Genomic DNA, 7,068 nt, shown 5'->3' with positions numbered 1-7,068 from the left:
TGGAGACATGTTTGCTAACTTAGATGAACAGGCGAAGGAGAAAGCGAAGGCGATTTTAGAGCAAAAGAAATCTGGAAAATTAACGCATGAGCAAGCAAAAGAGGAATTAACAAAGCGAAAATGCCGGAGAAAGATAAACATGGAGACATGTTTGCTAACTTAGATGAACAGGAAAAAGAGAAAGCAAAGTCAATTTTAGAGCAAAAGAAATCTGGAAAATTAACGCATGAGCAAGCAAAAGAAGAATTAACAAAATTAGGTGTGAAACTTCCAGAGAAAGAGAAGCGTGAAGACATCTTTGCGGGATTAGATGAAGCAACAAAAATAAAAGCAAAAGCGATTTTAGACAATGAAAAGAAACAATTAGAGGCATTGAATGTTGATTTACCGCACCATAAGTTTTTTATGAAAAAAGAAGATAAATAATTGAATGAAGTCGTATCTTTCGTGTGGGCAACCGGAAGGTACGTGCGAGGACCGATTTCTGTCAGCAGAAATCGGTCCCTTTTAATGATTCAATAAAATTCTTTTCATTGTTAGTATGTATCCGAAGATGCAGTAGAAGATTGCAAAACCGATAAACACTTCCGTATATTGATATTTACCCAATACGTAGAAGGAAACAGCTGGTATAATAGCTACCGCTAAAATGCTATAACCAGGATACTTGTGCCGATGCATGATAGCGAATAGAACAGAGAGAAACGTAGCGATGATACAAAAGACAGCAATCATTATTAGTACACCTCCTAAAAGAATTATACCATTTTTAGGGAATTAGAGAAGTTTTGTATCTTCTGTTATAATATAAGAAGAGAAATATTTCCTATGTTATATAAAAAAATATTGATTTTTTCTAACAATTCAATATAATGAACAATAACTACAAAATTCGACATCAAGAAGTGATGATGAGGACACGATCAATTTTTTACGATTCTCAGAGAGGGAAGCCTTTGGCTGTGAGCTTCCTAATACGGAAAAATGGATTACCACCTCTGAACTGCAGCAGTGAACGAACATCTAGTAATTGCTTGCCGGCAAAAACCGTTATTTAGACTTGAGAAATTGGTGAAGTATGTTACTTTACGAATTGAAACAAGGGTGGAACCACGAATACAACACTCGTCCCTTTTTTAGGGAGGAGTGTTTTTTTATTTCATTTTTGCATCACACTAGGATTGGAAGGAGGATACGCAGCATGCATCATGATGAGAAGAACAAAATTGGTTTAACAGTAGCACTTTCTATCGTAGTAGGAACGATTATTGGATCTGGTGTGTTTATGAAACCAGGGAGCGTATTAGATTACTCGGGGAGTTCTAATATGGCCATTCTTGCTTGGGTAATTGGTGGTCTGTTGACGCTAGCAAGTGGTTTAACAGTAGCTGAAATTGGAGCACAAATCCCGAAAAATGGTGGGTTGTATACGTATTTAGAGGAGATTTACGGGAGTTTTTGGGGATATTTATCAGGTTGGATGCAAACAATTGTTTATGGACCTGCTATTATCGGAACATTAGGTTTATACTTTAGTTCTTTAATGATTAATTTTTTCTATTTAGATAAAGTGTGGAATTTACCAATTGCAATTGGAACGGTTGTGTTCCTTGGCGTTGTAAATAGTATGGGAACAAAATACGGAGGTATCGTCCAAACAATCACGACAATCGGAAAGATGATTCCGATCATATTAATTGTCGTGTTAGGTTTTTGGAAAGGGAATAGCGATATCTTTAACGTAGTAGTGCCGATATCAGAAAATCAAAGTATCGGTATGGCAATTTTAGCAACGTTATTTGCTTATGACGGATGGATTTTACTTGCTTCGATTGGCGGAGAAATGAAGAATCCAACAAAGTTATTACCGAAAGCAATGACAGTGGGGATTTTAATCGTAACTGCTGCTTACGTATTAATTAACTTGGCGTTATTAAATGTATTACCAGCAGCGAAAATTGTAGACCTTGGAGAAAATGCGACAGCGACAGCTGCGGGTATGTTACTTGGAGAATATGGCGGGAAAATTATTAGTATCGGTATTATCGTTTCTATTTTCGGCTGTTTAAATGGAAAGATTTTAACATTTCCACGTATTCCAATGTCTATGGCGGAACGTGGACAACTTCCATTTTCTAAGTTTATTGCAAAGGAAAGTCCGAGATTTAAAACACCAGCAAATGCGATTACTGTTGAAATCATTTTAGGAATTATTTTAATGATTATTAGTGATCCAAATAAGCTATCTGAGATTTCCGTATTCATTATTTATATTTTCTATGTAATGACGTTTATTGGTGTCTTCATTTTAAGAAAACGTAATAAGAATAAAGAGCGTGCATATAGTGTACCGTTATTCCCAATCGTACCAATCGTAGCGATTTTAGGTTCGTTATTTGTAATTGGTAGTGCGATTATTAACGATCCAGTAAGTTGTTTCTTATCGATTGGAATTGTATTTACGGGACTGCCGGTGTATTGGTACTTGAATAAGAAGAAAGAAACAGAATGATGAAAAGGTAGGCGTATTATACGCCTACCTTTTTTACTGTAAAAAAATTGTACTTGCTTCCACTTTCTATTTTAGTTACTATGATGGTAGTAACCAAAATAGAAAGCGTGGGGAAAGACTTGAATTTTCGTGTTTATATTTTAGCTATCGCGGCTTTTGTAGTCGGAACGGTTGAGCTAATTATAGGAGGAACGCTCGATTTAGTTGCCAATGATTTAGGAGTATCTATTAGTGCAGCTGGTCAGCTTATCACAATATTTTCGGTAGTATTTGCTTTGTCAGGTCCAGTTTTATTAGCTTTGACAGGGAAGTTTGAAAGAAAAACATTGTATGTTGGAGCATTATCGATTTTCTTAATCGGAAATATTATTTCGGCATTTAGTGTGAATTACGGAATGCTGATGTTCTCAAGGGTTATTTGTGCGGCCAGTGGTTCATTAATTATTGCACTATCGGTAACACTTGCTTCTAGTGTAGTAGAACCGCATTTTCGTGCGCGTGCAATTGGAATCATTTTTATGGGAATTAGTGGATCACTTGTACTTGGAGTACCGCTTGGTCTTGTACTCGGAAATGCATACGGATGGCGTGCACCATTTGTATTAATTTCGGTATTAACAGTTATGGCAATTGCTTGTATTTCATTATTCTTAACGAAAGTACCACCGACATCGGTATTATCAATAAAAGAACAACTTGCTACTTTAAAAGATAAAAAAATTGTAAGTGCACAGTTAACATCATTTTTGTTTTTAACGGGGCATTTAACATTGTATGCATATTTAACACCGTTTTTAAAAGATGTCATGCATGTTGAAGCAAATTGGATTAGTGTGTTTTACTTCATTTTCGGAATCGCAGCAGTAATTGGCGGCGGATTCGGTGGATGGCTTGCTGATAAATGGGGATCGAAGAAAAGTATTATCTCGATTATTATCGTATTTGCATGTGCAATCTTCATGTTGCCATTAATGACATTCTCATTCCCGCTCTTCATCATTATGATGGGACTTTGGAGTATGCTGAGCTGGGCGATTTCACCAGCACAGCAAAATTATTTAATTGAAATTGCACCGGAATCAGCTGGTATTCAGCAAGGTTTAAATAACTCTGCGCTTCATTTAGGAATTGCACTTGGTTCAACAGTAGGTGGAGTTGTTATTGAAAAATCATCTGTTATATATAATGCTTGGGTAGGTGGTGGCTTTATTATATTAGCACTGCTTTGCGCGATTTTCTCGATTACGAGAGGACGCTCTACTCAGTTCGTGAAAGAAGAATCTATCGTTTGATAGGTTCTTTTTTATTTGTAAAAAATTTCAGGTTTTAGTAGGTAAATGGAGAAAAGGGTATATAGCGAGGTGATGGTATATGGATTATTCAATTATTGGTTTTATATTCACAGTATTGCCGTTATTTGTGGTTATCATTGTTTTTAGATGGGTTCGTTTCATCTATAAAAATTCAGAGAAACAGATAGAGCAAAATGAGAAAATCATTGAGCTGTTGATGGAGATAAAGGAACAAAATAAAAAGGAGTCTAAGTGAAAAACTAGACTCCTTTTTATTATTTAATTAGTATCTTAATTTCATTAACAAACTCTTAATTTCCTCATCTTTCATAAAGAAATCGTGGTGCTTCTGGGTAATCTTTGCAAGTGCAACGTCGTGATAGAAAAATTCTGTAAAGAACTTTACGAAAGGTTGTGACATTGTTTTCATCGCTTGCCATGACTCTTGTTCTACGCCAGCAAATAAAATTTCACGATCGTCAACGATGAGTAGCAAGTAGCGCTCTAATGCATTAGGCTCTTCAGCTGGGATTAGAAAATGCATGTTTTCTAAGTCTGTTTCTACTTCTCCAACAATAAGAGATTCGATTTGAACACCTTGTTTTGCTTTTTGTTCTAGTAAAGGGAGATATTCTAAAAGAGTATCATTCCAAGCTGAAATACGGATGGATTCTTGTGCACTTTCAATGAGTTCTTTACTTTGAACTCGAATAGAAGATTGCATTTTTAAGCTCCACACACGGTCATCTGTAAATGATTTTTTTGATATGTTTGTTTCCAGTTCTTTAATATTTGATTGGAATTCTGTCGTTAATTTTTCAATTGCTAGTTTTAGTGGTAATGCTGTATACAATTTTTTCTTTTCTGAAACAGAATCCATTACCATTCCTTTATCGATTAGGCGTGCTAGTACTTCATATATTTTTGCTTTTGGAACACCTGAATGCTTCACAATTGTTGTAGCATCTAATGGTTCATTGCTTGATACGACAACTTCATAAGCTTGGCTTTCATATTGTGAGAAACCGAATTTTTGTAACATAGTTCCCTCCGAACGAATGAGATTATATTTTAAGGATAATGAACTATTTGTTTTTGCACAAGTGGTAGTCCGTTTTCTAATTGTATTAAGGTGAGAATTAATTTCAATTTTTTAATTTTATCTATTATACTTAATATAATGATTAATAAGATTTCAATTTAATGCGAAGGGGATGCTGGGGGGAAGATGTTAAGAAGTTTACGTTTAAAAATTGCGGTAGTGTTTTCAGTACTTATTTCTATGATGTTCGTAATATTGGGTACAGCTGTGTATCAATTACAGAAAGAAAAGGAAGTGCGTTCCTTAGACGAGTATTCTCAAAATGCGATGGATCTTGTGACAGAGCAACTTACGACATTTGTTCAAAGAACGGATGAAGATATGGGGTATTACGCGAACAGTGAGATGATTCGTAATATGCTTCAAGGTGGGGTTACTCCAGAAGAGGAAGCGTTTTTAACGAAAGAGTTTGCAGAGTATAAAAAGAATCATCCTGGTATTTTAGATTTATATATTGGTACGAAAGATAAAAAAACATTAAGTGCCAATCTTGCTGAAGGTGGGCAAGTGCCAGAAGGATATGATCCAACGACAAGACCATGGTATAAAGATTCAGAGGCTGATGTAAAAAAGGTCCATTGGGGACAACCTTCTTATGAAATTGCAACAGGAAAGTTAAGTGTAGGTGTTTCTAAAGCAATTACAGCTCAAGATGGATCTGTATTAGGCGTTGTTGCGATGGATGTATCGCTTGGGACGATTCAGAAGTTGCTTCACAATATTCAATACAATAATGACGGAGAAATGTTTATTATAAATGATAAAAATATGGCTCTTGTTTATCCAGAAAAGATAGGAAAAGATGTTTCTAAAGAGCCACTTATAAAGAGCTTGAATAAAGAGGTAACAAAATATGCGGGCAGTACAATAAAAGGTGAAGATGTAGTAGTTTATAGTCAATCATTTGATACGATGAAATGGACGATAGGAATCTTTTATCCGAAAGAAACGATCGATGGGTTATTAAATAGTACGAGGAATACAGTTATTATAATGGCATGTATTAGTTTATTAGTTGGAATCGTAGCTTCCTACTTGTTCTCAAGAAGATTAGCAAGACCACTGCAACTATTAAAGAATCACGTGCAAAAAGTAGCAGAAGGCGATTTAACGCTGCGAATGAAAGTGACAAGTAAAGATGAAGTTGGAGAGTTGACTAAGCACTTTAATGATATGGTTGAACAAATGAATGAAATGGTAAGTAAAATTAAAAACAGCGTATCAACGGTGCAACAATCAACGAATAGTTTACATTACTTAACGAATGAAACAGTAGCGGCTAGTAGAGAAGTTTCAGGAGCGATGGATGATGTGAGCGGAGGAGCTTCTACTCTTGCGAATAGTGTGGATGAAGTTTCAGCTCAGCTCGAGAATATGGCGGAGTCAGTGGAACAAATGAATAGCTCCGTTGGTGAAATAAAAGGAGTGGCTGGCAAAGCGGAAGAGGCATCTAAGCAAGGATTAAATACAATGAGGAATTTAATCCGTACGAGGGGACAATCATCTTCGATTGTTGTTCATACAGAAGAAGCATCGGATAAGTTAGAACAAAGAGTTGGATCGATTCAAAATGTTGTTGAGCTTATAAAAGGCATTTCGGATCAAACAAATTTACTTGCTTTAAATGCTTCGATTGAAGCTGCCCGTGCAGGTGAGCAAGGTAAGGGATTTGCGGTTGTTGCTGAAGAGGTTCGGAAATTAGCGGAACAATCAAAAGAGGCAACCGGAGAAATCACAACGATGATTGGTGATGTGCAAGTAGAAGTAAAAAGAGTTGTAGAAGTTGTAAGTAAATTGAAAGACATTGCAGATGTGCAAAATAAAGTGACGACAGAGGCAGAAATGGAGTTCCGCACAATTATGTCAGTTGTAAATACGATTAGTACTTCAGTTGAAAAAATTGTAGAAGAGGTACATAACATAGGTTACGAGCAAGGAGAAATTACAGCGGTAATGCACACAATTGCTGGTACGAGTCAAGAAAGTGCAGCTGTTTCCGAAGAGGTACATGCTGCAACGGAATCACAGGTGAATCATTTAGAAAAGGTAGCTCACACGATGGAAAGTTTGACAGAACATATGAGAGATTTAGAAAGATTAGTCGAGCAGTTTAAAGTGGAAGAGTAACATATTAGTAAAATGATGAGGATTTCGGTAAAATA

6 protein-coding genes, 1 pseudogene and 1 other annotated feature are annotated in these 7,068 nt (G+C 36.0%); of the genes and pseudogenes, 5 read left to right on the top strand and 2 right to left on the bottom strand.

Annotated features, from left to right (window positions below):
* Positions 1-426, top strand: a pseudogene (locus tag DN400_RS29760) (hypothetical protein); the annotation flags it as partial.
* A gap of 81 nt (positions 427-507) precedes the next feature.
* Here the strand turns inward: DN400_RS29760 and DN400_RS04065 are convergent.
* Complete coding sequence (locus DN400_RS04065) at positions 508-735, bottom strand: hypothetical protein (RefSeq protein WP_000562237.1); 228 nt, start codon at positions 733-735, stop codon at positions 508-510.
* Between the two features lie 164 nt (positions 736-899).
* Positions 900-1,136 (top strand) — a binding site (T-box leader).
* 65 nt (positions 1,137-1,201) lie between these two features.
* On the opposite strand from DN400_RS04065, the gene DN400_RS04060 reads away from it, so the two are divergent.
* The 3 genes from DN400_RS04060 to DN400_RS29315 all read left to right on the top strand — a co-directional run bounded on the left by DN400_RS04060 (position 1,202) and on the right by DN400_RS29315 (position 4,060).
* Positions 1,202-2,512, top strand: coding sequence for an APC family permease (locus DN400_RS04060; RefSeq protein ID WP_097996588.1), 1,311 nt, complete (start codon positions 1,202-1,204; stop codon positions 2,510-2,512).
* A 107-nt stretch (positions 2,513-2,619) separates the two neighbouring features.
* Positions 2,620-3,804 (top strand): MFS transporter, encoded by a 1,185-nt coding sequence (locus DN400_RS04055; RefSeq protein ID WP_025118115.1) that lies wholly within the window; start codon positions 2,620-2,622, stop codon positions 3,802-3,804.
* A 79-nt stretch (positions 3,805-3,883) separates the two neighbouring features.
* Complete coding sequence (locus tag DN400_RS29315; protein ID WP_098312696.1) at positions 3,884-4,060, top strand: hypothetical protein; 177 nt, start codon at positions 3,884-3,886, stop codon at positions 4,058-4,060.
* 27 nt (positions 4,061-4,087) lie between these two features.
* On the opposite strand, the gene DN400_RS04050 is transcribed toward DN400_RS29315, so the two are convergent.
* A complete protein-coding gene (locus DN400_RS04050; RefSeq protein ID WP_147801552.1) occupies positions 4,088-4,846 on the bottom strand; it encodes a TrmB family transcriptional regulator in 759 nt (252 codons plus the stop codon).
* A gap of 186 nt (positions 4,847-5,032) precedes the next feature.
* Here DN400_RS04050 and DN400_RS04045 point away from each other — a divergent pair, with 186 nt between their 5' ends.
* Positions 5,033-7,033: a methyl-accepting chemotaxis protein gene (locus tag DN400_RS04045; protein WP_000946363.1), complete on the top strand. Its 2,001-nt coding sequence runs from the start codon at positions 5,033-5,035 to the stop codon at positions 7,031-7,033.
* The last annotated feature ends 35 nt before the right edge of the window (positions 7,034-7,068 follow it).

It is taken from the genome of Bacillus sp. AR8-1 (genome assembly GCF_008042345.1).
Taxonomy (GTDB): domain Bacteria; phylum Bacillota; class Bacilli; order Bacillales; family Bacillaceae_G; genus Bacillus_A; species Bacillus_A cereus.
This window is presented reverse-complemented; position numbering and strand designations above follow the sequence as displayed.

Coding starts and splice junctions, on each gene's coding strand:
- DN400_RS04065 (WP_000562237.1), bottom strand. CDS start 735: ATGATTGCTGTCTTTTGTATCATCGCTACGTTTCTCTCTGTTCTATTC.
- DN400_RS04060 (WP_097996588.1), top strand. CDS start 1,202: ATGCATCATGATGAGAAGAACAAAATTGGTTTAACAGTAGCACTTTCT.
- DN400_RS29315 (WP_098312696.1), top strand. CDS start 3,884: ATGGATTATTCAATTATTGGTTTTATATTCACAGTATTGCCGTTATTT.
- DN400_RS04050 (WP_147801552.1), bottom strand. CDS start 4,846: ATGTTACAAAAATTCGGTTTCTCACAATATGAAAGCCAAGCTTATGAA.
- DN400_RS04045 (WP_000946363.1), top strand. CDS start 5,033: ATGTTAAGAAGTTTACGTTTAAAAATTGCGGTAGTGTTTTCAGTACTT.